This window comes from Olsenella intestinalis, from assembly GCF_023276655.1.
GTDB lineage: Bacteria > Actinomycetota > Coriobacteriia > Coriobacteriales > Atopobiaceae > Olsenella_J > Olsenella_J intestinalis.
Window position 1 is genome coordinate 230,988 of sequence record NZ_JALGRK010000001.1, and the last position, 25,245, is coordinate 256,232.

Annotated in this window: 22 protein-coding genes and 1 other RNA gene; 1 reads left to right on the top strand and 22 read right to left on the bottom strand. The window is 67.9% G+C overall.

The window, feature by feature from the left end; translation table 11 throughout:
* The 7 genes from glmS to M5D76_RS00905 all read right to left on the bottom strand — a co-directional run bounded on the left by glmS (position 1) and on the right by M5D76_RS00905 (position 7,299).
* On the bottom strand, positions 1 to 1,848 hold the full coding sequence (gene glmS, locus M5D76_RS00875; protein ID WP_248921529.1) for a glutamine--fructose-6-phosphate transaminase (isomerizing): 1,848 nt from the start codon (positions 1,846 to 1,848) through the stop codon (positions 1 to 3).
* Positions 1,849 to 2,090: 242 nt separating this feature from the next.
* Positions 2,091 to 3,428 (bottom strand): phosphoglucosamine mutase, encoded by a 1,338-nt coding sequence (glmM, locus tag M5D76_RS00880; RefSeq protein WP_248921530.1) that lies wholly within the window; start codon positions 3,426 to 3,428, stop codon positions 2,091 to 2,093.
* 113 nt (positions 3,429 to 3,541) lie between these two features.
* Complete coding sequence (locus M5D76_RS09225) at positions 3,542 to 4,813, bottom strand: HD-GYP domain-containing protein (protein WP_248921531.1); 1,272 nt, start codon at positions 4,811 to 4,813, stop codon at positions 3,542 to 3,544.
* Positions 4,814 to 5,047: 234 nt separating this feature from the next.
* On the bottom strand, positions 5,048 to 5,443 hold the full coding sequence (gene rpsI / locus M5D76_RS00890) for a 30S ribosomal protein S9 (protein WP_248921532.1): 396 nt from the start codon (positions 5,441 to 5,443) through the stop codon (positions 5,048 to 5,050).
* 3 nt (positions 5,444 to 5,446) lie between these two features.
* Positions 5,447 to 5,887 (bottom strand): 50S ribosomal protein L13, encoded by a 441-nt coding sequence (rplM, locus tag M5D76_RS00895; protein WP_248921533.1) that lies wholly within the window; start codon positions 5,885 to 5,887, stop codon positions 5,447 to 5,449.
* 150 nt (positions 5,888 to 6,037) lie between these two features.
* Positions 6,038 to 6,925 carry a patatin-like phospholipase family protein gene (locus M5D76_RS00900; protein ID WP_248921534.1) on the bottom strand — a complete coding sequence of 296 codons (888 nt, stop codon included), beginning with the start codon at positions 6,923 to 6,925 and terminating at the stop codon, positions 6,038 to 6,040.
* Positions 6,926 to 7,116: 191 nt separating this feature from the next.
* Positions 7,117 to 7,299, bottom strand: a complete 183-nt coding sequence (locus tag M5D76_RS00905) for a hypothetical protein (protein WP_248921535.1) — start codon at positions 7,297 to 7,299, stop codon at positions 7,117 to 7,119.
* 473 nt (positions 7,300 to 7,772) lie between these two features.
* Between M5D76_RS00905 and M5D76_RS00910 the strand changes: the two genes are divergently transcribed.
* Positions 7,773 to 10,331: a SpoIIE family protein phosphatase gene (locus M5D76_RS00910; protein WP_248921536.1), complete on the top strand. Its 2,559-nt coding sequence runs from the start codon at positions 7,773 to 7,775 to the stop codon at positions 10,329 to 10,331.
* An 85-nt stretch (positions 10,332 to 10,416) separates the two neighbouring features.
* Here M5D76_RS00910 and ssrA read toward each other — a convergent pair.
* The 15 genes from ssrA to secA all read right to left on the bottom strand — a co-directional run bounded on the left by ssrA (position 10,417) and on the right by secA (position 25,140).
* Positions 10,417 to 10,781, bottom strand: a transfer-messenger RNA (tmRNA) gene (gene ssrA, locus M5D76_RS00915).
* Positions 10,782 to 11,001: 220 nt separating this feature from the next.
* Entirely contained in the window at positions 11,002 to 11,724 is a 723-nt protein-coding gene (locus M5D76_RS00920; protein ID WP_248921537.1) for a YoaK family protein, read from the bottom strand.
* Between the two features lie 129 nt (positions 11,725 to 11,853).
* On the bottom strand, positions 11,854 to 11,997 hold the full coding sequence (locus tag M5D76_RS00925) for a rubredoxin-like domain-containing protein (protein WP_248921538.1): 144 nt from the start codon (positions 11,995 to 11,997) through the stop codon (positions 11,854 to 11,856).
* 50 nt (positions 11,998 to 12,047) lie between these two features.
* On the bottom strand, positions 12,048 to 12,548 hold the full coding sequence (locus M5D76_RS00930; protein ID WP_248921539.1) for a flavin reductase family protein: 501 nt from the start codon (positions 12,546 to 12,548) through the stop codon (positions 12,048 to 12,050).
* A 118-nt stretch (positions 12,549 to 12,666) separates the two neighbouring features.
* A complete protein-coding gene (smpB, locus tag M5D76_RS00935; protein WP_248921540.1) occupies positions 12,667 to 13,134 on the bottom strand; it encodes an SsrA-binding protein SmpB in 468 nt (155 codons plus the stop codon).
* On the bottom strand, positions 13,127 to 14,008 hold the full coding sequence (locus M5D76_RS00940; protein ID WP_248921541.1) for a tetratricopeptide repeat protein: 882 nt from the start codon (positions 14,006 to 14,008) through the stop codon (positions 13,127 to 13,129). Before M5D76_RS00940 ends, smpB begins: the two co-directional genes overlap by 8 nt.
* A gap of 170 nt (positions 14,009 to 14,178) precedes the next feature.
* Positions 14,179 to 16,251: a ribonuclease R family protein gene (locus tag M5D76_RS00945; RefSeq protein ID WP_248921542.1), complete on the bottom strand. Its 2,073-nt coding sequence runs from the start codon at positions 16,249 to 16,251 to the stop codon at positions 14,179 to 14,181.
* Positions 16,252 to 16,326: 75 nt separating this feature from the next.
* On the bottom strand, positions 16,327 to 17,253 hold the full coding sequence (gene ftsX, locus M5D76_RS00950; RefSeq protein WP_248921543.1) for a permease-like cell division protein FtsX: 927 nt from the start codon (positions 17,251 to 17,253) through the stop codon (positions 16,327 to 16,329).
* Complete coding sequence (gene ftsE / locus M5D76_RS00955; protein WP_248921544.1) at positions 17,240 to 18,268, bottom strand: cell division ATP-binding protein FtsE; 1,029 nt, start codon at positions 18,266 to 18,268, stop codon at positions 17,240 to 17,242. The genes ftsX and ftsE overlap by 14 nt, the downstream gene beginning before the upstream one ends.
* 169 nt (positions 18,269 to 18,437) lie before the next feature.
* Positions 18,438 to 19,118, bottom strand: coding sequence for a fructose-6-phosphate aldolase (gene fsa, locus M5D76_RS00960; RefSeq protein ID WP_248921545.1), 681 nt, complete (start codon positions 19,116 to 19,118; stop codon positions 18,438 to 18,440).
* Positions 19,119 to 19,398: 280 nt separating this feature from the next.
* Complete coding sequence (locus tag M5D76_RS00965; protein ID WP_248921546.1) at positions 19,399 to 19,695, bottom strand: PTS sugar transporter subunit IIB; 297 nt, start codon at positions 19,693 to 19,695, stop codon at positions 19,399 to 19,401.
* Positions 19,695 to 20,150 carry a PTS sugar transporter subunit IIA gene (locus tag M5D76_RS00970; protein ID WP_248921547.1) on the bottom strand — a complete coding sequence of 152 codons (456 nt, stop codon included), beginning with the start codon at positions 20,148 to 20,150 and terminating at the stop codon, positions 19,695 to 19,697. Before M5D76_RS00970 ends, M5D76_RS00965 begins: the two co-directional genes overlap by 1 nt.
* 225 nt (positions 20,151 to 20,375) lie before the next feature.
* Positions 20,376 to 21,266 (bottom strand): YitT family protein, encoded by an 891-nt coding sequence (locus M5D76_RS00975; protein ID WP_248921548.1) that lies wholly within the window; start codon positions 21,264 to 21,266, stop codon positions 20,376 to 20,378.
* A complete protein-coding gene (gene prfB, locus M5D76_RS00980) occupies positions 21,267 to 22,379 on the bottom strand; it encodes a peptide chain release factor 2 (protein ID WP_248921549.1) in 1,113 nt (370 codons plus the stop codon).
* Between the two features lies 1 nt (position 22,380).
* Positions 22,381 to 25,140 carry a preprotein translocase subunit SecA gene (secA, locus tag M5D76_RS00985; protein WP_248921550.1) on the bottom strand — a complete coding sequence of 920 codons (2,760 nt, stop codon included), beginning with the start codon at positions 25,138 to 25,140 and terminating at the stop codon, positions 22,381 to 22,383.
* Positions 25,141 to 25,245 lie beyond the last annotated feature (105 nt).

Sequence of the window (25,245 nt, forward strand, 5' to 3'; positions counted from 1 at the left end):
CTACTCCACCGTCACGGACTTGGCGAGGTTGCGCGGCTTGTCGACGTCGCACCCGCGCGAGCGCGCGACGTAGCGCGCAAGCAGCTGCAGGTGGACGATGGCCACGAGCGGCACGATCCACTCCTCGGGGCACGTCGGGATCCAGAGCGTGTGCTCGCAGAGCTTGGCCACGCGCTCGTCGCCGTCGGTGGCGACGGCCACGACGGTCGCGCCGCGCGCGATGGACTCCTCGATGTTCGAGACGGTCTTGTCGTGCACGTGGTCCGCCGGAACGATGGCCACGACCGGGAAGCCCGGCTCGAGAAGGGCGATGGGGCCGTGCTTCATCTCGCCCGCGGGATAGGCCTCCGCGTGCAGGTAGCTGATCTCCTTGAGCTTGAGGGCGCCCTCGTAGGCGGTCGTGGAGTTCACGCCGCGGCCGAGGAACAGCGAGCTGCGGGCGTTGCGGAAGACGGCGGCCGCCTGCTTGTCCTGCCAGCGACGGGAGATGACCTCCTCCATGAGGGCAGGAACCTGCTCGAGGCTCGCGAAATGGCGGCCGACCTCGGCCGCGTCCATCTCACCGCGGGCGGCGGCAATCCTCAGGCCGAGAAGGGCCGAGGCGACCATCTGGGCGGTGTAGGCCTTGGTGGACGCGACGCAGACCTCGGGGCCCGCCTGGATGTACATGGTGCCGTCGGACTCGCGCGCAGCCGAGGAGCCGAGCACGTTGGTGATCGCGAAGACCTTGCAGCCGAGCGCGCGCATGCGGCGGGCGGCCGTGAGGGTGTCGGCGGTCTCGCCCGACTGGGTGATGATGACGCAGAGCGTGTGCTCGGTGACGAGCGGCTCCTTGTAGTTGAGCTCGGAGGCGTACTCGCAGATGACGGGGACCTTGGCCCAGTCCTGGAAGAGCTCGCGGGCAATGAGGCTCACGTGGTAGGAGGTGCCGCACGCCACGATGTAGATGCGATCGATGACGGCAAGCTCTTCTCCGCTCATGTCGAGCTCGTCGAGGTAGACGCCATGCTCGCCGAGGCGGTCCTTCAGGAGGCGACGGATGGCCTCGGGCTGCTCGGCGATCTCCTTCGCCATGAAGTCGGAGTAGCCGCCCAGGGTCGCGGCCGAGGCGTCCCAGTCGACCTCGAGGGTCTTGGGGTGCTCGACGGGGCGGCCGTCGCGGTCCTCGATCTCGATGGAGCCGTCCTGGTGGAGGGTGGCGATGTCGTGGTCGTCGAGCTGGATGCAGCTCGAGGAGACCTTGGCCAGCGGCATGACGTCGGAGGCGGCGTAGGCGCCGTCCTCGCACGAGGCGACGACGAGCGGCGAGCCGTTGCGGGTCACCACGAGCTGACCGGGGACGTCGGCGCAGGTGACGGCCAGCGCCCAGGCGCCCTCGAGGCGGTCGCAGGCGTTGCGCACCGCGGCCGCGAGGTCGCCCTTGGCGGGTCCCGCCCACGCGTCCTCGATGAGGTGGGCGACGACCTCGGTGTCGGTGTCGCTCTTGAAGGTGTGGCCCTGCTCCATCAGCTGGCGGCGCAGCGCCTCGTAGTTCTCGATGATGCCGTTGTGGACGACCGCGATCCTGCCGTCGCAGCTCGTGTGCGGGTGGGCGTTGCGGTCGGTGGGGGCGCCGTGGGTGGCCCAGCGCGTGTGGCCGATGCCGGTGGTGCCGACGAGGTTGGCGGCCTCGACGCGCTCCCTGAGGGCGGCGACGCGACCCGCGACCTTCACGAGGTGCAGGTTCTGGCCGGCCGAGAGCACGGCCACGCCCGCGGAGTCATACCCGCGGTACTCGAGCGTCTCGAGACCATAGAGGAGAAAGTCGACTGCCTGCTTTCGTCCGGTATAGCCAACGACTCCACACATACACAAACCTCCTGTAGGAAAGGGGCAAGCCGCGGCGGGACGCGCGGCGCGGGCACCATGGCGCATGTCCATGGCAGGTGCATTCAACGTGACATTTTACCAGCGGCGCCTAGCAGCGCTGACGCGATAGGAAAAAGACACGCCGGGCCAAGGCCGCAGGCCGCCCGCAACCAGGCCCCGCACAAGGAGACGGCCCGTCGAGTTCGACGGGCCGCCGGAGATGCATCGCATATGCCGCGTCCCTACGCCTTGTGGGACTCGAGCGCCTTGAGGACGATCTCGTTCGCGCTCGCGCAGAGGGACTCGTCGGGAGCCTCGGCCAGCACGCGGACGAGGGGCTCGGTGCCGCTCGCGCGGACGAGCACGCGGCCGTTGCCGGCGAGGAACTTCTCGGCCTCGGCGATGGCCTCCTTGACCGCGGGGTCGGACATGGCCGCGTCGCGGTCGGCGACGCGGACGTTCACGAGCTGCTGCGGGTAGAGCTTGACCGGACGCGTGAGCTCGGAGAGCTTCTCGCGCTCGGCACGCAGGACCTCCATGACGCGAAGGCTCGTCATGATGCCGTCGCCGGTCTTCTCGAGGTCGCCGAAGATGATGTGGCCCGACTGCTCGCCGCCGAGGCTGTAGTCGTTCTCGCGCATGCAGGCGTAGACGTTCTTGTCGCCCACGGCGGTCGCCTCGTACTTGAGGCCGGCCTCCTCGAGCGCGCGCGTGAAGCCGAAGTTGGACATGACCGTGGGGACGACGGTCTGCTTGGCGAGGCGGCCGTGCTTGTTGAGGTACATGCCGCAGACGTAGAGGATGAGGTCGCCGTCGACCACGTGGCCTCGCTCGTCGACCGCAAGGCAGCGGTCGGCGTCGCCGTCGTAGGCGAAGCCCACGTCGAGGCCGTTGCGGACGACGAGGTCCTGCAGGCGCTCAATGTGGGTCGAGCCGCAGTCGACGTTGATGTTGAAGCCGTTGGGCGCGTTGTTGATGACGTGCGTCTCGGCGCCCATGGCGTCGAAGACCGGCTTGGCGACCGAGGAGGCCGAGCCGTTGGCGCAGTCGAGACCGACCTTGACGCCCTGCATCGAGAAGCCGCAGGAGGCGATCAGGTGGGCGATGTAGCGGTTGCGACCCTGCATGTAGTCGACGGTGCAGCCGATGGCGTCCTCGGTGGCAAGCGGCACCTCGAGCTTGCCGTCGATGTAGTCCTCGATCTTCTCGAGGACGTCCTCGTCCATCTTGTAGCCCTCGGTGTTGACGAGCTTGATGCCGTTGTCGGTGTAGGGGTTGTGCGACGCGGTGATCATGATGCCGCAGTCGAACGCGCCCTCGGCGGTCTCGTAGGCGAGGCCGGGCGTGGGGATGACGTGCAGCATGTAGGCGTCGGCGCCGGAGGCGACGAGGCCGGAGATGAGCGCGCTCTCGAACATGTAGCTCGAGCGACGCGTATCCTTGCCAAGGATGATGCGGGCCTTCTTGCCCTGGCGGGCACCGTAGTACCAGCCGACGAACCTGCCGATCTTATAGGCGTGATCCACGCTGAGGCCCTCGTTGGCCCTGCCGCGGAATCCATCAGTGCCGAAGTACTTCATGAATGAGCTCCTCTCAGGTCTCATCAATTCTACCAGCATTGAAGGTGGCGGCCCGGGCGCGGCGCGCCTTGCCCACGGCGCGCACGCAAGGAGCGCACACGCCGCTCGCGCTCCTAGTCGAGGAGCCCCGTCTCGGCCACGCGCATGAACGCGTTGACGCACTCGGGGTCGAACTGCGTCCCTCGCCCCGCGAGCAGCTCGCCGCGGACGATCTGCTCGGGCAGGCGCGGGCGATAGACGCGGTCGGAGCACATCGCGTCGTACGCGTCGGCCACGGCGACGATCCGCGCGTGCAGCGGGATCTCGTCCCCGACAAGCCCGTCGGGGTACCCGCTCCCGTCGAAGCGCTCGTGGTGCCACCTCGCAACGGCCGCGGCGCCCACCAGCGCCTCCGACTTGCCGAGAATCGAGAATCCGGCCACCGTGTGCGACTTGATGGTCTCGTACTCCTCGTCGTCGAGCCTCCCCGGCTTGTTGAGGACCGCGTCGGGCACGCTGATCTTGCCCACGTCGTGGAGAAGAGCCTCCTTCGTGAGGTCACCCACCTCGTCATCTGCAAGGCCAAGCTCGCGGCCGATCAGTGCGGCGTAGTCGGCGACGCGCCTTGCGTGGCCGATCGTGTAGCGGTCCTTGGCGTCGACCGCCGCAGCGAGCGTCTCGACGAGCTCGACCGACATCGTCTCGATGCGGCGCGAGCGCTGCTCGGCGACGGCCGTCTGCGCGCGCACCTCGCTCTCGAGCGTCTCGTCGTAGCGCCGGTTCCTGAGGGTCGCTATGTGGTACTGGATCATGGCGAGCGACGACAGCGCGACGTTGATGGCATAGAGGATCGGGAAGCGCGTCATGAACGTCTCGGTGTAGCTCGCGGCCACGTAGCCGCGCAGCGGCGTGTAGAAGAGCACGACGAGAAGGGCGAGGAAGTAGAGGGAGAAGATGATTCCCGTGCGCACCTCGACGAAGTAGCAGAACGCAAGGGGTATGACGAGCGTCCAGAGGATGGCGAACCCCTCGTTCACGCCGCGCGCCGCGTAGTAGGTGAAGCAGGCGGCGCACAGGACCATCGTCGCCCGCAGGGCGAGGTCCATGTACTTGCGCCGCCAGGCGGCCAGCGCGATGAACACGCCGCCGACGCCCATGAGGAGGGTGGTGATCGTGACGACGCCGCGGTCCTGGAGGTAGTTCATGACCGTAAGGATCTCGCAGGCGACAAGCACCGCGAGGCCCACGAAGAAGTAGAGGAGGTGGTTGTCCCTGCGGCTCTTGGCGCTGCGAATGGGGACGCTGAGCCAGCGCCAGACCTCGGCAGGGGTCATGAAGCTCTTCTCGCCTGCGGCAGACGAGGCGGCCATGCGCTCGCGGTCTGTGTCGGTACTCGGCTCCCCCACGGGCACCCTCCAGAGGCGGGCCGGTGCGCCCGCCCTCGCAAAGGACTCCATGCGTGCGTGATCGCTTTCACGCACACGCCCTGAAAGGATACGGCATGCGTGGCAGTTTGGGAGGCGTCCCCGCAGGTCTGCCTAGGCGTGCGGAACGCCCGCGTTGGCGAACGGCAGGCGCCTGGGCAAAGAAAAAGCCCGCCGGGTGACCGGCGGGCTCGAATGCCTTTGAGGCGAGCGACCTTAGCGCTTGGAGAACTGCGGACGCTTGCGGGCCTTCTTCAGACCGTACTTCTTGCGCTCGACGGCACGAGAGTCACGGGTGAGGAAGCCGGCCTTCTTGAGCTCGGGACGGTAGTCGCCGGCGTCGAGAAGGGCACGGGAGATGCCGAGGCGGAGGGCGCCAGCCTGGCCGGTGATGCCGCCGCCGTCGCAGAGGGCGATGACGTCGAAGCGGTCGACCGTGTCGGTGACGCGGAAGGGAGCGAGAGCGTTGTCAATGAGCTGCTGACGACCAAAGTAGTCGAGGGCGTCGCGGCCATTGATGGTGACCTTACCGGTGCCGGGAACGAGGCGCACGCGAGCGGTGGCCTCCTTGCGACGGCCGGTGCCGGTGTAAACAGCGGTGTTATCAGCCATCGGTTATGCCTCCAGATCGATCTTGACGGGGTTCTGCGCGGTGTGCGGGTGCTCGGGGCCAGCGTAGACCTTGAGCTTCATGCCCTGCTGACGGCCAAGCGTGGTGTGGGGAAGCATGCCCTTGACGGCGTGCTCGATGACGCGCTCGGGGTGCTTCTGCATGGCCTCCTTGAAGGACTCGGTCTTGAGGCCACCGAGCCAGCCAGAGTAGCGCCAGTACTCCTTGTGATCAGCCTTGACGCCGGTAAGCTGGACCTTATCAGCGTTGATGATGACCACGAAGTCACCGGTGTCGACGTTGGGCGTGTACTGCGGCTTGTTCTTACCACGAAGGATCATGGCAGCCTTGGTGGCAAGGCGGCCAAGAGTGGCGCCCTCGGCGTCAATGAGCACCCAGTTGCGCTGGACCTCACCCTTCTTGGCGAAATGAGTCGACTTGTTCACTTGACTCCTCCAAATGCTTACGAATAAGAACGCTTTTTCCTGTGAGATTACGGGGCTCAGTGGAAAAGCTGTAAAAGTATAGCGCACCGCAGGCCAGATGCGGCTGGCCATGGTTTCCACACAAAAACGCCAGTGCCACGCGGGCGTGCGTCAGCGCGCGAGGTACTCGCGGATCTGGTCGAGCTGGCGCTCGGCCTCGGCACGACCCTGCAGGTAGAGCGTGAGGCACTTCTCGCCGCTCGATCCGCTCGTGGCGACCTCGACCGGGGAGGGCGGCTCGATGCAGACGATCTCGCCCGCGTCCGCCATCTCGTGGACGTGGCGGCGGCACTCGTTGTAGCGCTCGGGACGCGTCTCGAGGGCGTGGAGGTAGTAGGGGTAGGCGTCGTAGCGGTGCGAGCGTAGGACCATGCGCTCGTTGGCGCCGCTCTTCTCGTACGACGCGTCCTGCGTGAGAACGACGACGGCCTTGTCGGCAGGCTCGTAGCCCTCGACGTCGATGGGGCTCTCCGTGCGTCCGAGGGCCGCGTCGACCGGGATCGAGTCGGCCGTTCCGCCGTCGAGCAGGATGCGGCCGTCAATGTCCACGAGGCGCGAGACGAGGGGCATCGAGGCCGAGGCGCGGATCATGTCGACGTCGTTGGGGAGGTTGCGGACGGGCAGGTACGCCGGCGCGCCAAAGGTCACGTCGGTCGCGACGGCGTACATCTTGAGGGGGTTGGCGCAGAAGGTCTCGACGTCGCAGGGGTCGAGCGACTCCTGGACCTCGCGGTACATGAAGTCGGCGCCCGCAATGTCGCCGGTCGTGGCGAGCGACCACAGCGACATGAAGCGCCGGTCGTCGCGGAAGGCGAGCATGATGCGCATGGTGCGGCCGATCTGGCGGCTCTTGAAGCTCGTCGCGGCGATGGCGCCGGCCGAGACGCCCCAGACGCTCTCAAAGTCGTAGATGCCATGCTCCATGAGGACGTCCACGACGCCGGCCGTGAACATGGACCTGAATCCGCCGCCTTCGAGCACGAGCGCGCACGTCGACATGGTTGGCCTCCCGGTGAGTCGTTGGTTCGTTCTTGGATTGTATACCCGGTGCGAGGCGGCGGCGGGGCCGAGGCGCCCGCGTGGAGTCCGGAGGAGCCGCTAGGGAAGAACCACAAGTTCGTGGAGCGGCAGCGCAGGGGTATGGGGCTCACGAGCGCGCGGGCCACGTCGACGACGGAGGACCCGAGCGGCTAGGCGCAGGGCTCGACCTCGGGCTCGAGCGCGACGTCGTCCTCTCCCTTGGCGCCTGCACCCGAGGGGCCGCCCCCGGCCGTCGTGCGGGGAGCGTCCTCCATCAGCCCGGCCTGGGCCGCGGCGGCGATGGCGGTGACGACGAAGATCACGATGAGCAGAAGGATTCTCTTGGGCCTCATATGCTCGGCCTCCTCCCCGTCGAGGCGTGTGGCCGCAAGCGCTTCCGGCGGCGAGACGACGCCTGCCAGCGCGCGCCACGATACGCCCCTCATGATACGCACCGGCGAGGGGCTCCGGGGCGGCGCGTCGACGCGCGCGCGGCATGCGGGCGCAGGCGGCGGGGGCGGGTTGGTGGCTGGCGGCGGGCGTCAGGCACGGCGTCGGCGAACAAAAAGTCGGGTCCGCCCGAGGGCGGACCCGACGTCGAGATTCGCGACGAGGTCTAGGCGGCGCGCCCGCTGACGCCCCAATCCGCCCTCGTGACGCCACGCGCCCTTGAGCAGGCACACGTCCTCCATGTAAGGTTGTGTGAGTAATCTGCGAGGTCAGGACGCCTGACGCCGGCCAGATGGCATCACGGTTGAAAGAAAAGGGGCGGCCCATGGAGAAGAGACGGGACGCACGGCAGCGACTCATTTCGTGGCGCGGACTCATGGCAGACGACGACCAGATGGTGCGCAAAACGGTCATCGCGATACTTGCGCTGCTCTCGGCCGCGATGGTCGCCACACAGACGAACTACTTCGTCGTGGGCGACGCGCACCTCATCGCCGTGCTCGCACCCATCACGGCGTGCGCCCTTCTCGCCGGCCCCAAGGCGGGAGCCCTCGTGGGCGCGATTGCGGGCGCCGCCGAGTGGCTGCACGCCACGCTCCTCCCCCTTGACGCGTACGAGCAGTACTTCGCGACGCCGGTAAACTCCGTACTGCTCTTCGCGGTCATCGGTCTCGTCATGGGGCTCATGTACGCAGTGGCCTGCAATAGGGAGTACGACAAGAACTGGAAGGGCGTCCTTGCGCTCGTCGTCGCGTGCGCGATCGGGTCCGCCCTCTTCACCCTGCTCTTCTCGATCTCCGCAAACATCATCAACGCGCTCGTCAACATCGAGATCCCCTCCAACATCATGAGCGACCTCGCGGGCAACAAGGAGCTCGTCTCGCAGGTGGTTGCAAACTTCGGCCTCATGGCGCTACTCGTGATGGCGTTTGCGACGCTCTGGTACAAGAGGGAGAGCTCCGCCGAGGAGCGTACGCTGAGCAGGCGCTTCCAGGGCTGGCTGTTCGCCGTGATGTGCGCGGCGTACCTTCTGTGCGCGGCGGGAACCTACACGGTCGTCTCCATCGTGTGCCGAAACGGCGCCGAGTCCCAGATGCAGTCCCAGATCAACTACCTCTCCGGGCAGCTCAAGGAGCGCGACGACCTGATCGGCGGCCTGCAGAGGCGCGGCGACCTCTCCGAGCAGAAGGCGAATGACCTGCACGCAAGCAGCGTGAGCGGCGTCGCGCTCGGCCTGCCCCTGGGCGAGCGCGGTGTGAGCGCGGTCGCCGAGGACGACGTCGTGGTCTCCTCCAGCGACGCGTCGATGATCGGCAAGGGCTTCACCGACGTGGTCGGTGCAGGGTTCCTGCGTGGGTTCGACCAGTCCCTCTACGACGCCAATCGCTCCTCGACGTGGTACATGAGCGGCAGCGAGCTGGGCTACCTGCGCGTCTCGGAGCTGAGCTACCTGCGCGTCTCGCGCCAGGGGTCCTACCAGATCATGGTCGCGCTGCCCCAGGCGGAGGTGTACCAGTGGCGGCCCGTGATCGTACTGGTCGTCTCGGGCGTGTTCCTCGCGCTGTTCGCGGCCGTGTACGCACAGGCGTCGCTCTTGCTTAAGAACGTGGTCGTTCGCGACATCGACCAGACCAACGAGGTGCTTGGCCGCATCACCGAGGGCGAGCTCGACCAGAGCGTCAAGGTGCGTGACACGGTCGAGTTCGCACGTCTGTCCGACGGCATCAACGCGACCGTTGGCACCCTGCGCGACGCCATCGCGACCGAGGCGGCGCGCAACGACCGCGACCTCGCCACGGCCAAGGCGATCCAGGAGTCGGCGCTGCCCAGGTCCTTCCCGCCCTTCCCCGAGGTCGACGCCTTCGACATCTACGCGTCGATGAACGCGGCGCGCGAGGTCGGCGGCGACTTCTACGACTTCTTCCTGCTTGACGACGACCGCGTCTGCCTCCTCATCGCAGACGTCTCCGGCAAGGGCATCCCGGCATCGCTGTTCATGATGGCCGCCAAGACCGAGATCGCCAGCAACATCCGCGCGGGCATGGCCCTGGGCATCGCGATGCAGACGGCCAACTGGCATCTGTGCCAGGGCAACGACGCCGGCATGTTCGTCACGGTCTGGACCGCCATCCTCGACTACAAGACCGGCAAGCTCACCTACGTGAACGCCGGCCACAACCCGCCGCTTTTGCGCCACAAGGGCTCGTGGGAGTGGCTCAAGGCACGCAGCGGCCTCTTCCTCGGGACCTTCGAGACGGCAAAGTACCACGAGGAGACCGTAACGCTGGTGAAGGGAGACGAGCTCTTCCTCTACACGGACGGCGTCAACGAGGCCTTCTCGGCAACCGAGGAGCAGTACGGCGACGACCGCGTCGAGGCGTTCCTCGCCGACCACGCCGACCTGCACCCGCACGCGCTCGTGGACGCGATGCGCGCAGAGCTGCGCACCTGGGCCAAGGGCGCCGAGCAGTCCGACGACATCACGATGCTCTCGATCGAGTACGGCGCGCAGCCCGAGGCCACCGGCTCGATCTCGCTCGACGCCACTACGGACAACGCGGACGCCGCGATCGACCTCGTGCGCAGGGAGCTCACGTCGCGCTACTGCCCCATCACGGTCCAGCACAAGGTCGACATCGCACTCGAGGAGCTGTTCGTGAACGTCTGCAAGCACGCCTACGCCGAGCAGGACGGTCCGGGCAAGGTACAGGTCGACTACGTCTTCAACGCCAACCCCAACTCCATAACGGTGAGCGTCACCGACTGGGGCACACCCTTCGACCCGCTCGACCAGAGCGACCCAACCGCGCCGGAATCCATCGGCTCCGCGAAGATCGGCGGACTTGGCATCCTCATGGTCAAGAAGAGCACCGACGACCTGAGCTATCTGCGCGACGGAGACGCCAACGTGGTGGCCTTCCGCTGCTCGTGGTAGCGCTCGGGTACGTCACGGCCGCGCGTCGGCACGCCACACAAAAAAAGTCGGGTCCGCCCGAGGGCGGACCCGACGTCCATCACATAGGTGGAGGCGCGGAGAATCGAACTCCGGTCCAAAGCAGAACCCTGGCAGGTGTCTCCAAGCTCAGTCGCAGATTGAATCTCGGACGCGTCGCACACTGCGACACGCGCTCGGCGTCCCAGTTGGTTCGGGCTTAGCCTTCGGCATACCAACCACGTCCGAAGGTGCATCTCCCTAAAATGACGTCACCACGGGTGCGGGAGCAATCCCCGCTTAGACGCGCCGACTTATCTTATGCGGCGAGAGGCATAGCCTCAAAAGAGTTGTTGTTGTCAATTAAATTTGACGGTACCCCTGTTTTACGTGGCGAGGAGACCACGGCTTGCTGCCCACCTCAGCACTACCCTGTCGAAACCAGTCGCCCCCATGAGGTTGTGGGGCCCACTGCCACCATGCGAATGTCAAGTTGCGGCCGAGCGCGGGCTGGCCCGCCCATCGGCAAGGGTAGTGTACCCGTCTTGGCGTGCACATGTCACGCGACGCTCGTCAGCCGGGCGTCAGCACACGACGCGCCCACATGCGAAAGTGAGACCAGGGGCATGGGGCAGGCTCTTCTCGGCGGTGTTTGCGGGGTCGGGGGAGGTCGCTAAGACCTGTGGCGGCGGCGCTCGCGGAGGTATCTCCTCTCGGCGGCGGCCGCGGTGTGCTCCTCGCGGTCCCAGAACAGGATGAGGGCCGCGACGACGAGCAGGGCGACGCTTACGAGGATGGCGTGCTGGCCGAAGAGGGCGACCATGCGCGAGCCGATGACCGCGCCGGTCGCGAAGGCGAAGACGGTGCCGAAGTGGAGCAGCGAGCTTTCGAGGGCGCGCGGCTCGCGGCGGTGGACGAAGTCGACGAGCTCCTGCACGGCCTGGCGGGTGTTGCCCATGCACATGGTCGTGGCGATCGGGCGGCCGTGGACCTTGCGGAAGCTCTGGACCTGGATGCCGCAGGCGAGCGACGTGAGGGCGTTGGCGAGCCAGTCGTGCGAGGAGGGGACGAAGGCGACCGAGGCGAGGATGCAGATCTCGAGCATGAGGCTGAGCTGGCGCCAGTGCGTGGTGAGGTTGCGCGAGTGCAGGCAGACCACGTGCGCCACGACGAGGCCGCACACGTAGCAGAGGAACGGCAGGGCGTAGCGGCTGGCCTCGCCCCAGTTGCCGTCGGCGAGCTGGATGCTGAGGAGGACGATGTTACCGGTCTGCGCGTTGGCGAAGACGCGGCCGCGGAAGAGGAACGAGTAGGCGTCCATCAGGCCGCCGGACACGGCGAGCAGTGCCGCGAGCTCTATCGATTCCGATGTCTGAAGTGCGCGACGGATTCCCACGCTCATCCCCCAAAGAAGTTGGCCGTCGCGACAATTGTACGCCGCGACGGCCACCTGGGCCCGTCCTGCACACAACCGTAACGCGCCGCGCGCACGCGGGCGCCACGGGATGGGATCTGGGCGAAGGCGCTAGTCCTCCGCGGGCTCGAAGTTCTCGGGACCGACGCCGCACACGGGACAGACGAAGTCCTCGGGCAGCTCGGGCGTGTCAACCTCGACCTCGTGGCCGCAAATGGTGCACACGAACTTGTAGGTCTTGCTCTCCTCGGCCATGGTGCCTCCCCTTTCGCTTGTGATGCGCGCCCTCCTGCGGGCGCGCCCGCCTAGCCCACGAACGACGATGCCTTCGGGGGCGTCTTGCCCTTAAGAACGCTGTGGTAGTACGCGTAGGTCAGCGGCTCCGCCTTCGAGAGGACCTCGGCGTCGACGACCTCGCCGACGAACACGACGTGCGTGCCGACGTCGAGCGTCTGGCGCACGGAGCACGTGAGCACGGCCGCGGCGCACTTCTCCTCATAGGGGTCTCCCAGCGAGGTGCGGCGCACGGGCTCGGGGTACTTGTCGAAGTCGGCGCCGGTGCGGAAGCCGAAGCGTCCGATGTGGACCATGTCGGCCTCCTGCGTGAGCGGCGTCAGCGCGAAGTGGCCGGCCGACTCGATCACCTGCTCGGTGAAGTTGCCCTTGTTGACGGCCACCATGACCTGCAGCGGCTCGCTCGTGAGCTGCAGGCCGGTGTTGACGACGCACCCGCTCTGGCGCTCGCCGTCAGACGCGGACACGACATACAGCCCGCTGGAGAAGGTAAACAGTGCGCTCTTGTCCACGACAGCCTCCCTAGGTTGCCCGCTCTTCTCATCACCATAGATGCCGAGAAGAGCACGTGCGGGCCGTGGGCGGTACGCGGGCGGAAAGCGTCGGTGGCAGGCGGGGCCAGGCGCGGCGCTAGCGGCTGCGCTCCTTGAGGGCGCGCTGGACGTCGCGGTCGACCTGACGCTTCTTCAGGTCGGCGCGCTTGTCGTAGAGCTTCTTGCCGCGGCCGAGGCCGAGCAGCACCTTCACGCGGTTGTGGTCGTCGAAGTAGATCTCGAGCGCCACGAGCGAGAGGCCCTTGTTGCGGAGCTTGCCCTCGAGCGTGTCGATCTGGCGACGGTGCAGGAGCAGCTTGCGGCGGCGGTCGGGGTCGACGTTCCAGACGCTGCCGTGCGAGTACGGGTGGATGTGCGTGTTGAGCAGCCAGACCTCGCCGCCGCGTACGATGCAGAAGGCGTCCGTGATCTGCGCGGCGCGCTCGCGCACGCTCTTGACCTCGGTGCCCGTGAGCACGATGCCAGCCTCATAGGTCTCGAGGATCTCGTACTCGTGGCGGGCGGTGCGGTTCTTGGCGATGAGCTTCTTCTCGCGCTTAGGCATCGGCGCCGTCCCCCTCGCTGGCGTCGTCGGCGGCCTCGGCCATCTCGGCGTCGCTCTCGCGCATGAGCTTGATGAGCGCCTTGCAGGCCTCGTCGCCCACGAGGTCGCGGGCGCGCACGGTCAGGTTCGTGGCCGTGTTGCGGTCGCCCTCGGCCGCGGCGTCGGTCGCGCACATCAGAAGGCAGACCGCGACCTCGGCGTTGGCGCCGTCAGGCAGACCCTCTGCGGCGAGAAGGTCGCGCGCCTCGTCGTCGGTGACCGTGTCGGGGTCATGGTCGGTCTCGGTCGCGAGGTCGAGCGCGGCGTCGAGCTGGGCGTCGGGCAGGCCGAACCTGCGGGCCACGCGCAGGGCGGCGGCCGCGGCGGCGCTCTTCTCGGCAACGAGGAAGTACTCGGAGAAGTTGGTGAAGGCGCGCACGAGGTGGCGCGCGTCGCTCGCGCGGGAGAAGACCGAGAAGGTCAGCGCGAGGTACTCGTTGGGGTCGCCCTTGATGCGGTAGAGGTCGGCGAGGTTGAGGCGCCACTCGCAGCCCATGGGGTTCCAGCGGACGGCCTGGCGCAGGGCGGCCATGGCGCCGTCGTAGTCGCCGTTGCGGACGGCCGCGAGCGCAAGGTCGCCGTAGAGACGGTCGAGCGGCTCGCCCACGTCGCGCAGGTCGCGGGGATCGCCCTCGACGCGGCGGTACGCGAGGCGCTCGAAGAGCGTCGGGAAGCTGAACCACTGGACCGCGTCGGTCGTGGGGCAGTTGCGGTCGACGTACTCCTCGGCGTCCTCCGCAAGGCGGGCGAAGAGCTCCTGGGCCTCGTCGGCCATGCCCTCGATGAGAAGGGCCTCGCCGTGGGCCAGCTCGTCGGTCAGGTTGGTGTCGCTCATGTGTCCTCCAGCGCGCCGGGCGCGCACGTCGTGTGTCAAGCGGCGCGCGGGCGCCGCGGGTGTCGTCTTCAACAGAGTCTAGCCTACCCCGCCCATGCGCGCGCGATGCGCCCACCACGCAACGCCCATGGGCTGGGCGGCTGCGGCGGGCGCCGGCGCAGGCGCGGCGCCTAGGCGCGGCCGTCGGCGAGCGCGAAGTCGATCTGACCGCGCGCGGGGTTGGCGCCCGTCACGGTCACGGCGACGCGCTTGCCCGGCTGCCACGAGCGGCCGGACTCCTCCCCTATCAGCATGAGGCGGCTCTCGTCGAAGTAGAACCACTCGTCGCCGAGGGCGCGCGTGGGGACGAGCCCCTCGGCGCAGGTGTCGTCGAGCATTACGAAGAGGCCGAAGCGCTCGCAGCCCACGACCACGCCCGAGAAGCTCTCGCCGATGCGCTCGCGGTAGAGCTCGGCCATCTTGACCTTCTGCGAGTCGCGCGCCGCGCGGTCGGCCACGCGTTCCTGCTCGGAGCAGGTGCGGCAGAGCTGCGGCAGGTCGCGCGCGAGCTCCTGCTGCGCCTTGCAGCGCGCCCTCCCGGCGACGAGCGCCGCGAGCGAGCGGTGCACGATGAGGTCGGGGTAGCGCCTGATGGGAGAGGTGAAGTGGCAGTAGGCCTTCGCGCCCAGCGCGTAGTGGCCGTCGTTTCTCGGCAGGTAGACGGCGCGCTTCTGCGCGCGCAGGAGCACCGAGTTGACGAGAAACTCGCCGGCCGTGCCCCGGGCGTCGGCAAGCGCCGCGCGGATCGCATGGGGGTCACCGGCCACAATGGCGTCGCGGCGGCGCCCGCGGCAGACGCCGAGCTCGCCCAGGATCGGCAGCGTCGCGGCGAGGTCGTCGGGCGCGGGGCGCTCGTGCACGCGGAAGGCGGCGGGCGCCTCGGCCGCGGCGAGCATGCCGGCCACGGCCTCGTTGGCAAGGAGCATCGCCTCCTCGATCAGGCTCGTCGCGCGCGTCTTCTCTCGCACGCGCACGCCCGTGGGCGCGCCGCTCTCGTCGAGCACGACCTTGGCCTCGCGGGTGTCGAAGTCGATCGCGCCGCGGCCCGCGCGCACCTTCGCCCTCAGGCGCGCGACCTCGTCGAGCACCCGCAGGGTGTCCGCGACCGCGAGCGCCAGGCTCTTCTCGGCCTCGGCGGCGTCGTCGGGGTCGGCCTCGGGGTCGGCCGCGGCGTCGCAGGCGACGGGGAGCGCCAGGTCGTCGACCTCGCCCGAGAGGAGCGCGTCGACGGTGTCGTAGTCGAGCCGCGCGCGCGAGCGGATCGCGGCCGGGAAGGCCTCGGCGCCCGTCAGCTCGCCGCGCTCGTCGAGCGTGAGCGCGACGGACATGGTCAGGCGGTCGACGCCGGGGCGCAGCGAGCACAGGTCGCACGAGAGGCGCTCGGGCAGCATCGGGATCACGCGGTCGACCAGGTAGGTCGAGCAGGTCCGGCGGCGGGCCTCGTTGTCGATGGCGCCGCCGGGCGCGACGTAGTGGGCGACGTCGGCGATGTGGACCTCGAGCTCGAAGCCGTCGTCGGTGCGCCGCGCCGACACGGCGTCGTCGAAGTCGCGCGCGTCGGTCGGGTCGACGGTGAGCGCGACCGCGCCGCGCAGGTCGCGGCGGCCCGTCTCGCGCCCGATGGTCTCCGTGACGTCGTCGAGAAGAGCGTCGGCCTCGGCCAGCGCCGCCTCGCCAAACTCGGTGGCAAGGCCGCTCGAGGCGACGATCGACTCGACGGCGAGGTCGAGCTCGTCGGCCGCTCCGCGGCGCGCGTCGATGGTCACGACGCCGGCGCTCTTGCGCGTGGGATACTCCAGCACGCGCGCGACCACGACGTCGCCCTCGCCCACGCCGAGGCGCTCGACGCTCGTGTCGCCGGGCGTGACGAAGAAGTCATGCTGCATGCGACGGTCGAGGGCGACCACCACGCCCAGCGGGTCGAGGTCGTGGTAGGTGCCGAGGAACGACGACGTCGCACGCTCGATGACGCCCTGGACGACGGCCATCTGGGTCCCGGAGCGCGAGACGAGCGAGACGCGGACGCGGTCGGCGTCCATGGCCTCGCGGATGCCGCCGCGCGCGACCGGGAAGGTGCCCTCGGCGCACGCGACCTCGGCGACGCCGGGCCGCAGCACGCGGATGGTCCCCTCCATGGTCTGCGGGCGCCTGCGCGTGTGCGAGCGCGGGCCGCGCGAGCGGCCCCGGGAGCGCTTCCTTCCCATGCAACACCCCTTCAACGAGAAGGGGCGGCGCGACCCGTGGCCACGCCGCCCCGACGAATGAGCTCTTCTCGACCGCTAGACCTTGAGATAGCGCCTCATGGCGATCATGGAGCCGAACAGGCCGATGAGCATGCCGATGACCACGAGCGCGGCGTAGGTGCCGACGAGCACGTGGACGGGCAGCTCGAACGACAGGAACTGCAGGCTGTTCTGCAGCCTGGGGATGGCCACGACCATGCCGAGGTGGAGCACCACCACGGCAAGCAGCGAGCCGATGAGGGCCTCGAGCAGGCCCTCGGTGACGAACGGCCCGCGGATGAAGCCGTTCGACGCGCCGACGAGGCGCATGATCGCGATCTCGCGGCGACGCGCGGCGATGGCCAGGCGAATCGTGTTGTTGATGAACACGAACGCGATGAACGCGAGCAGCGCGACGAGCACGAGCGCGGCGATGCGGATGATGTAGGTGACCGAGAAGAGCCTCTCCACGGTCTCGCGGCCGTACTGGACCGAGGCGGTGGGGTTGGACGGGTCGTCGCAGATCTTGCCGAAGTCTGCGTCGCCGATCAGCTGGTTGGCGACGGACTCGACGCTCTTCGGGTCGGACAGGTTGACCACGAGCGAGGCGGGAACGGGGTTCTCGCCATCGAGGGCGGCGACGGCGTCCGCGGCGTTGCGGTTGCTCATCGTCTCCTTGTACTCGTTGAGCGCCTGCTCCTTGCTCTTGTAGTCGACGGACTCGACGGCGTTCCAGCCGCGGATCTTCTGCTGCAGGGCGTCGACCGACTCCTTCTTCGCGTCGTCGGCGATGAAGGCCTGGATCGTGACGCGCTCCTCGACGTTGCCGACGAGGCGCGAGACCATGACCGAGCCGATGACGAACAGGCCGATCACGAACAGCGAGAGGAAGATGGTGACGATTGCGCCGAGGACCGTGGACCAGTTCCTGCGGAAGTGGCGTCCGGCCTCGCGCAGGGAGTAACCGACGTTAGATGGCACCATAGTAACCGTAGCCTCCCCTCTCCTGGTCGCGCACGATGTGGCCGGCCTCGAGGGCGACGACGCGCTTGCGCATCGAGTCGACCATCTCGCGGTCGTGGGTGGCCATGACCACCGTCGTGCCGGTGCGGTTAATGCGGTCGAGCAGCCTCATGATGCCGAGCGAGATGGCCGGGTCGAGGTTACCCGTGGGCTCGTCGCAGACGAGCAGGGGCGGGCGGTTCACCATCGCGCGGGCGACGGAGACGCGCTGCTGCTCGCCACCGGAGAGCTGGTCGGGGTAGTTGTCCATCTTCTCGGCGAGGCCGACGAGGCGCAGCGTCTCGGGGACCTGCGTCTTGATGACGGCGCGGGGCTTGCCGATGCACTCGAGCGCGAAGGCGACGTTCTCGTAGACCGTCTTGTCCGGGAGCAGCTTGAAGTCCTGGTAGACCGTGCCGATCTGGCGGCGGAGGTACGGGACCTTGCGGTTGCGGAGCTTGGTGAGCTCCTGGCCCGCGACGATCACCTGGCCGCTCGTGGCGCGAAGCTCGCGCGTGAGGAGCTTGAGGAAGGTCGACTTGCCGGAGCCGGAGTGGCCGACGACGAAGACGAACTCGCCCGGGTAGATGTCGAGGCTGACGTCCTCGAGGGCGGGCTTGTTGGGCTGGGCCGGGTAGACGAGTGTTGCGTTTCTGAGCGAGATGGTCGGCTTGCCCGTGTGAGGCACGGGGGCCTGCCCATCGTCCCGCAGGGGGGCGAACACGCTCGTGTAGCCCTGCTGAGCGGTGAGCTCGGCGGACTCGGGCGCGTTCGAGACGACCATGGAGGACTGCTGCGCGGGTGCGGGCGCGGCCTGCGGCTCGCGAGCCTCGGCCTGGTAGGCCTCGGGCGCGGCGAAGTGCGAGGCGCCGGCGTAGTCGGCACCCGCGGCGGGGTCATTCACGCCCGCGTTCGGATCCTCCTGGCGCGGGGGCACCGGCTGGAAGGCCTGGCCCTCGTCCCCCTGCCGCTCGCTGCTGCGAAAGTGGTTTGCCACAAGAGCTCCTTCATTCGAATAGCGAAACTGACAGTTGCTATATCATACCCCGTTCATGCGGCTTCATCCTGCGCCGCCGCACCGTGCGCAAAGAAACCAGAGCAAGTGGTACGAAAGGGGGCGCGACCGATGCCGGCCACGCCCCCTCGCGCGATTCTGTCGGCGGGCATTAGCCCTCGACGACCTTCTTCCAGTCGGCCGCGAACTTCTCGAGGCCCTGGTCGGTCAGCGGGTGGTGCACGCACTTCTTGAGCGCGGCGAACGGCACCGTCGCGATGTCGGCGCCCATGAGGGCGGCCTGCGTGACGTGGTTCGGGGTGCGGACGGAGGCGGTGATGATCTCGGGGCCGCCCTCGCTGTCCCAGTAGCCGTAGTCGAAGTTCTGGACGGCGTTGATCACGGTCTCGAGCTGGGCGAGGCCGTCGTCTCCGATGTCATCGAAGCGGCCGACGAACGGCGAGATGTAGCGGGCGCCGGCGCGGGCGGCGAGCAGGGCCTGGGGCGCGGAGAAGACGAGCGTCATGTTGACGCGGATGCCCTCGGCGGCGAGCGCGTGGCACGCGGGGAGGCTCTCCTCGCAGATCGGCAGCTTGACGACGATGTTGGGGGCGAGCGCGGCGAGCCTCTTGCCCTCGGCGATCATCTCCTCGGTCGTCTCGGCGGTGGACTCGGCGGAGACGGGCAGCCCCTCGCAGATCTCGCAGATCTTGACCATGTGGTCCTCGAAGTCAGCGAGCTTGCCGCCCGTCTTGGCGTAGAGGCTCGGGTTCGTGGTGACGCCCGAGAGGACGCCCCAGCTCGCAGCCTCGCGAATCTCGTCGAGGTCGGCGGTGTCGATAAAGAACTTCATTCGTCTCCCCTTCTTGTGGAATATCCGATCGCACATTCGCCGGGCGCGGCGAGACGACTCGGCCGCGCGCCAACATACGTACCTTATCCCTAAACGCCGCGCCAAAACAGAGCGAATTTGCGGGCGTCACGCACGGGCCAGCTGGCGGGCGAGAAGAGCTTCGGCCTCGCCCCGCGCGCGCTCGGGAAGCGCGCGGCTTGCCCCTGCAAGAGAAGGGCGGGCCGGGTGGCATGCACCCGGCCCGCCCGAAGTCGAAGCCACCTGCGGGCTCAAGGTACGGCTACTCGCTCTTCTCGGCGAGGAAGGCGTCGAGCTGGCCCTTGATCTCCTTCTTGTCCACGATGTTGCGGATCGAGACGACGTGGGCGACCTTGCCCTCCTTGGCGAGCTCCTCGGCGAAGTCGCTCATGGTGATCACGAGGTCGCCGTCGAACTTTGCGAGGTCCTCGAGGCTGCCCTGCTCGCAGCTGATGGGGTAGCCCTCCTCGTTGATGACCTGCTCGCACTTGATCTTCAGCATGGCCGAAGAGCCCATGCCGGCGCGGCAGCAGACGAGGGCGCGGTAGGTGTTGGACATTAGATGCTCCTTTCGATGGTGCGGATTGCCTCCACAACTTCACTTGGCGTCTCAGCGCTGTCGAGGGCGGGCAGGAACCGCTCGTCGGACAGCAGGTTGACGAGGTCCGCGAGGACCCCGAGGTGACCGTCGGCGCTCGTGGCGCTCAGGGGGAAGAGGAACTTGACGGGGTCGTTCTCCCCCGCACCGAAGCTGACCGGCTCGGCCAGCACGCACACGCCGAGCGCGGCGCGCCTCGCCCCGGACTCGGGGCGCGCGTGCGGCAGGGCGACGTGCGGGCACACGACGAAGTAGGGCCCGTGCTCCTCCACGCCGGCGATCGCGTCGTCGACGTAGCCGACCTCGACGGCGCCGTCGTCGACGAGGGGCTGCAGCGAGGCGCGAACGGCCGAGCGCCAGTCGTCGGCCGCGACGCCGACGCGCACGCTCTTCTCGTCAAGCAGGTCGCTCAGCATGCGGCTCCCCCTCGTGTCCCATCATCCTCCTCCGCCGCGAAGGCCGCGCGCTCGGTCAGTTCTGCCTGAACTGTTTAGCGCTTGTTTAGCTTCCGCGGACGCACGTTATGCGCATACATTGCGCAGCTATAGGATGCTTCTGAAACAAGAATAACGGATGCGAAGTCGGCAAACGGTGCATAACTACTACGAAAACCGCACTAATTTGTTTACATTGTCTATGGATTAGAGGCCATTTTTGCCGAATTGGCCGAACCCCTCGCCGAACGCCTCGTGGACGTTGGAGACGATCATGATCGCGTCCGGGTCGACGCGCGCGACGATCGCCTTGAGGCGCGCGGTCTCGGTGCGGCCGAGGGCGCACATGAGCATCGGGCGGGGCGAGCCGCTCCAGACGCCGCGGGCCTGCAGCTCGGTGCAGCCACGACCCATCTCGTAGAGGATCTCGTTGGCGATCTCGGCGTGGCGCTCGGAGATGATGTAGGCCACGCGCGCGGTGCGCGGGCCGTCGACCACGGCGTCGATCACGATGCCGCCGATGTAGAGCGCGATGCCCGCGTAGAGGGCGTTGGCCAGCGAGAAGACCGGTATCGACAGCAGCACGATGACGCCGTCGCAGATGACGCTCAGCGTGCCGAGCGGCATGCCGGTGCCCTTGGCGAGAAGCTGCGCGATGATGTCGACGCCGCCGGTGTTGCCGCCGGAGCGGAAGACCAGGCCCACGCCCACGCCGACGAAGACGCCGCCCCAGATGGCCGACAGCAGCAGGTCGCCCTGGGTGGGCGACGAGACGAACGGCGCAAGCACGTCGCACATGACGCCCGACACGAGGATGCCGGCGATGCTGCGCACGACGTAGTCGCGGTCGCGGGTGGTGAGGAGCACGTACGCGAGGAGAAGAGCGTTCATCGCGATGGTCTGCGCACCGATGGGCAGCACGACGCCCGACGCCTGGGCGATCGCCGACGTGATGGTCGCGAGGCCCGTCAGGCCGCCGGCTGCCAGGCCGTTGGGCGCCTCGAAGCAGTCGATGCCGATCGCGTAGACGAGCGAGCCCACCAGGATGTAGGCGGCCTCCTTCAGGAGGCGGCGCCACTCGAAGCCCGTCTCCCTCACCTACGACTCCCCCTCGCCGCAGCTCCAGCGGTGGTACGCGATGACGAACGCGTCGAGGTCGCCGTCCTTGAGGACGGAGTCGACGTTGCCGCACTCGAGCCCCGTGCGCGTGTCCTTCACGAGCTGGAACGGATAGAGGACGTAGTTGCGGATCTGGTTGCCGAACGAGATCTCGTGCTTGGGCCCGCGCAGCTCCTCGAGCTCGCTCTCGCGGCGATCGCGCTCCATCTCGTAGAGGCGGCTCTTGAGGATCTGCATGGCCGCGGCCTTGTTCTGGAGCTGGCTGCGCTCGTTCTGGCAGGTCACGACCAGTCCCGTGGGCAGATGCGTGATGCGCACGGCCGAGTCGGTCGTGTTGACGCCCTGGCCGCCGGGGCCCGAGGCGTGGTAGACGTCGATGCGCAGGTCGCTCTGCTCGATCTCGACCTCGATGTCGTCGGGAAGCACCGGCAGCACCTCGACGCCGGCAAACGTCGTCTGGCGGCGCTTCTTCGCGTCGGTCGGCGAGATGCGCACGAGGCGGTGCACGCCGGCCTCGGCGCGCAGCATCCCGTAGGCGTTCTTGCCCGAGACGGTGAAGGTCGCGCGGTCGATGCCGATGACCTCGGCGGCCGGCGCGTCGTTCACGTCGACCTTCCAGCCGCGGCGCTCGCAGTAGCGCTGGTACATGTGGAAGAGCATCTCGCACCAGTCCTGCGCCTCGAGCCCGCCCTGGCCGGGCGTGATCGTGACGATCGCGTCGCCGTGGTCGAGCTCGTCGGTGAACCAGCTGGCCAACTCGAGCTCGCCCATGTCGCGCTCGAGCGCGGCCAGGGCGTCGGCAGCCTCGCCGAGAAGAGCCTCGTCCTCCATCTCGAGCCCGAGCTCGAGCGCGGCCTCCGCGTCGCCCAGGCGGCTGCGCGCGCCCTCGAGGGCGGCGACGTCCTCCTTGGCGCGCGTGAGCCGCGCCATCGTGGCGCTCGCGGCCTCCGCGTCGTCCCAGAACCCGGGCTGCGCGCTCTTCTCCTCCAGCTCGGCGATCTCCTTGCGGCGGGAGTCTATGTGCAGGTAGCCCTCAATCTCATCGAGGCGGCTGCGCGCCGCCTCGATGTCGGCCTTCGTGACCTCGGCCATCCTACCTGTTCCTACCGTGACAGTTCTTGAACTTCTTGCCGCTGCCGCAGGGGCAGGGGTCGTTCCTGCCGACGCCGACGTAGGGGTCGGGGTCGTCCGCCTTGCGGTAGGTGGACGGCTTGGCGGGGGCGGGGGCCTTGCCGCCGGGCTGCGGGCGCGGCGCCGCACCCGTGGCGCGGGCGCTCCTGGTCACGCTCTGGCCGTGGTCGCCGTCGACCTCTGCGGGGCCGGAGTACTTGGCGCCGCGAAGCTCCTCGGCCTCCTCTACCTCCTGCGCGGGCGGCGCGACGGCCACCTCGATGCGCAGGATCGTCTGGAGGAAGTCCTCGTACATGGTGTTGACGAGCTCCGTGAACGCGGCGTAGGCCTCGGTCTTGTACTCGACGAGCGGGTCGCGCTGGCCGAAGCCGCGCAGGCCGATGCCGGTCTTGAGGTAGTCCATCTCCTGCAGGTAGCTCATCCAGCGCGTGTCGATGACGCGGAGCATGACCTGGGCGGAGAGCTCGTGCATGATCTCGTCGGAGAGGCGCTCGGACTTCTCGCGGTAGCAGCGGGTGACGAACTCGTCCACGGCCTCGCGGATGTCCTCGGAGTCGGCGTCCTCGTCGAAGGGCTCCATGTCGTTGCGGCCCGTGAGGTCGGCGACCCACTTGCGCAGCCCCTTGAGGTCCCAGTCGTCCACGTCGACGGCCTCGCTCGCGAACTCGTCGACGCGGCGCGCGACGGTGTCGCTCGTGACGCCCTCGATGTGGTCCACGAGGTCCTTGCCGTCGAGGATCTTGTTCCTCTCCTCATAGATGACCTGGCGCTGCTTGTTCATGACGTCGTCGTAGTCGAGGACGTTTTTACGCATCGCGAAGTTGATCTCCTCGACCTTGTGCTGGGCGTTCTCGACGGCCTTGGTGACCATCTTCGCCTGGATCGGCATGTCGGCGGGCATGTCGTACTTGACCATCATCTGGGCGATGCGGTCCATGCGATCGCCGCCGAAGAGCCTCATGAGGTCGTCGTCGAGCGAGAGGTAGAACTGGGTCTCGCCGGGGTCGCCCTGACGGCCGGAACGGCCGCGGAGCTGGTTGTCGATACGGCGGCTCTCGTGGCGCTCGGTGCCGATGACGCAGAGTCCGCCGGCCGCGAGCACGTGCTCCTTCTCGGTCTCGCAGATCGCCTTGGCGCGCTCGAGGTACGTCGCGCGCTGCTCGTCGGTGACCTCCTCGAGCTCGAGCCCGTCGTCGAGCATGAGGTCGGTCGCGAGCACGTCGGGGTTGCCGCCGAGGAGGATGTCCGTACCACGGCCGGCCATGTTGGTCGCGATCGTGACGGCGCCCTCGCGGCCCGCCTGCGCGACGATCTGCGCCTCGCGCTCGTGGAACTTCGCGTTCAGGACCTCGTGCTTGACGCCGCGCTTGTCGAGGATGCGGCTCAGCTTGTCGGAGCTCTCGATCGAGACGGTGCCCACCAGGACCGGCTGGCCCTTCTCGTGGCGCGAGGCGACGTCGTCGGCGACGGCGTTGAACTTCGCCTCGATCGACTGGTACACGAGGTCGTCGTGGTCGACGCGGATGACGGGCTTGTTGGGCGGGATCGCCTGCACGGGCAGGTTGTAGATCTCGCGGAACTCGGCGTCCTCGGTCATGGCCGTACCGGTCATGCCGCTGAGCTTGTCGTAGAGGCGGAAGTAGTTCTGCAGCGTGATCGTCGCGAGCGTCTGGTTCTCCTCGCGGACGTACACGCCTTCCTTGGCCTCGATCGCCTGGTGCAGGCCCTCGGAGTAGCGCCTGCCCTCCATGATGCGGCCCGTGAACTCGTCGACGATCTTGACCTCGCCGTCCATCACGACGTACTGCTGGTCGCGGTGGAACATGTACTGCGCCTTGAGCGCCTGCTGCAGGTGGTTGACGAGCTGGCCGCTCATGTCGGCGTAGATGTCGTCGACGCCGAGCGACGCCTCAATCTTCTTGAGGCCCTTGTCGGTCGCCGAGATCGTGTGCTTGGCCTCGTCCATCTCGAAGTCGACCTCGGGCGTGAGGCCGCGCACCGCGCGGGCGAAGTCCTTGTAGGTGCTCGCCGACTTCGTGCCCGCACCGGAGATGATGAGCGGGGTCCTGGCCTCGTCGATGAGGATCGAGTCGACCTCGTCGACGATGGCGAAGTGGTGACCGCGCTGCACGCGCATGTTGGCGCGGCCGACCATGTTGTCGCGCAGGTAGTCGAAGCCGAACTCGGAGTTGGTTCCGTACGTGACGTCGGCGGCGTAGGCGGGCTTCTTGAGGCCGAGCTTCATGCCGTTCTGCAGAAGGCCGACGCTCATGCCCATGAACTTGTAGATCTGGCCCATCCACTCGCTGTCTCGCTTGGCGAGGTAGTCGTTGACGGTGACGATGTGCACGCCCTCGCCCGCGATCGCGTTGAGGTAGCCGGCGAGCGTCGAGACGAGCGTCTTGCCCTCGCCGGTCTTCATCTCGGCGATCATGCCGCGGTGCAGCGCGATGGCGCCGATGATCTGGACGTCGAAGTGACGCATGCCCACGGTGCGCACCGACGCCTCGCGCATGGCGGCGAAGGCCTCGGGGAGAAGGTCGTCCAGGCTCTCGCCCGCGGCGTAGCGGTCCCTGAAGATCTGGGTCTGGCCACGAAGCTCGTCGTCGCTCATGGCCTGGAACTTGGGCTCGAGGTCGTTGACCTGCGCCGTGATCTGCTCGAACTCCTTGAGCTGCTTGTCGGCACCACGTGACAGAAGGCGTGAAAACAGGTTAGGCATATCGTTTCCCCATCAGTTGCGATTCGCTCGGCCGCCTCGGCCGGTCTCGTGACTCGTTTGAGCTGCGGCGTACGTTTTCAGTTCAGCAGCACTTACTTTATCAAT

Excerpts from the sequence above, each read along its gene's own strand:
- glmM (WP_248921530.1), bottom strand. The coding sequence starts at position 3,428 with ATGAAGTACTTCGGCACTGATGGATTCCGCGGCAGGGCCAACGAGGGC.
- M5D76_RS00970 (WP_248921547.1), bottom strand. The coding sequence starts at position 20,150 with ATGCTGAGCGACCTGCTTGACGAGAAGAGCGTGCGCGTCGGCGTCGCG.
- prfB (WP_248921549.1), bottom strand. The coding sequence starts at position 22,379 with ATGGCCGAGGTCACGAAGGCCGACATCGAGGCGGCGCGCAGCCGCCTC.
- M5D76_RS00925 (WP_248921538.1), bottom strand. The coding sequence starts at position 11,997 with ATGGCCGAGGAGAGCAAGACCTACAAGTTCGTGTGCACCATTTGCGGC.
- M5D76_RS00945 (WP_248921542.1), bottom strand. The coding sequence starts at position 16,251 with ATGGGAAGGAAGCGCTCCCGGGGCCGCTCGCGCGGCCCGCGCTCGCAC.
- M5D76_RS00940 (WP_248921541.1), bottom strand. The coding sequence starts at position 14,008 with ATGAGCGACACCAACCTGACCGACGAGCTGGCCCACGGCGAGGCCCTT.
- fsa (WP_248921545.1), bottom strand. The coding sequence starts at position 19,118 with ATGAAGTTCTTTATCGACACCGCCGACCTCGACGAGATTCGCGAGGCT.
- rpsI (WP_248921532.1), bottom strand. The coding sequence starts at position 5,443 with ATGGCTGATAACACCGCTGTTTACACCGGCACCGGCCGTCGCAAGGAG.
- smpB (WP_248921540.1), bottom strand. The coding sequence starts at position 13,134 with ATGCCTAAGCGCGAGAAGAAGCTCATCGCCAAGAACCGCACCGCCCGC.
- M5D76_RS00900 (WP_248921534.1), bottom strand. The coding sequence starts at position 6,925 with ATGTCGACGTGCGCGCTCGTGCTCGAAGGCGGCGGATTCAGGTCCATG.
- ftsX (WP_248921543.1), bottom strand. The coding sequence starts at position 17,253 with ATGGTGCCATCTAACGTCGGTTACTCCCTGCGCGAGGCCGGACGCCAC.
- M5D76_RS00910 (WP_248921536.1), top strand. The coding sequence starts at position 7,773 with ATGGCAGACGACGACCAGATGGTGCGCAAAACGGTCATCGCGATACTT.
- glmS (WP_248921529.1), bottom strand. The coding sequence starts at position 1,848 with ATGTGTGGAGTCGTTGGCTATACCGGACGAAAGCAGGCAGTCGACTTT.
- secA (WP_248921550.1), bottom strand. The coding sequence starts at position 25,140 with ATGCCTAACCTGTTTTCACGCCTTCTGTCACGTGGTGCCGACAAGCAG.
- M5D76_RS00905 (WP_248921535.1), bottom strand. The coding sequence starts at position 7,299 with ATGAGGCCCAAGAGAATCCTTCTGCTCATCGTGATCTTCGTCGTCACC.
- M5D76_RS00965 (WP_248921546.1), bottom strand. The coding sequence starts at position 19,695 with ATGTCCAACACCTACCGCGCCCTCGTCTGCTGCCGCGCCGGCATGGGC.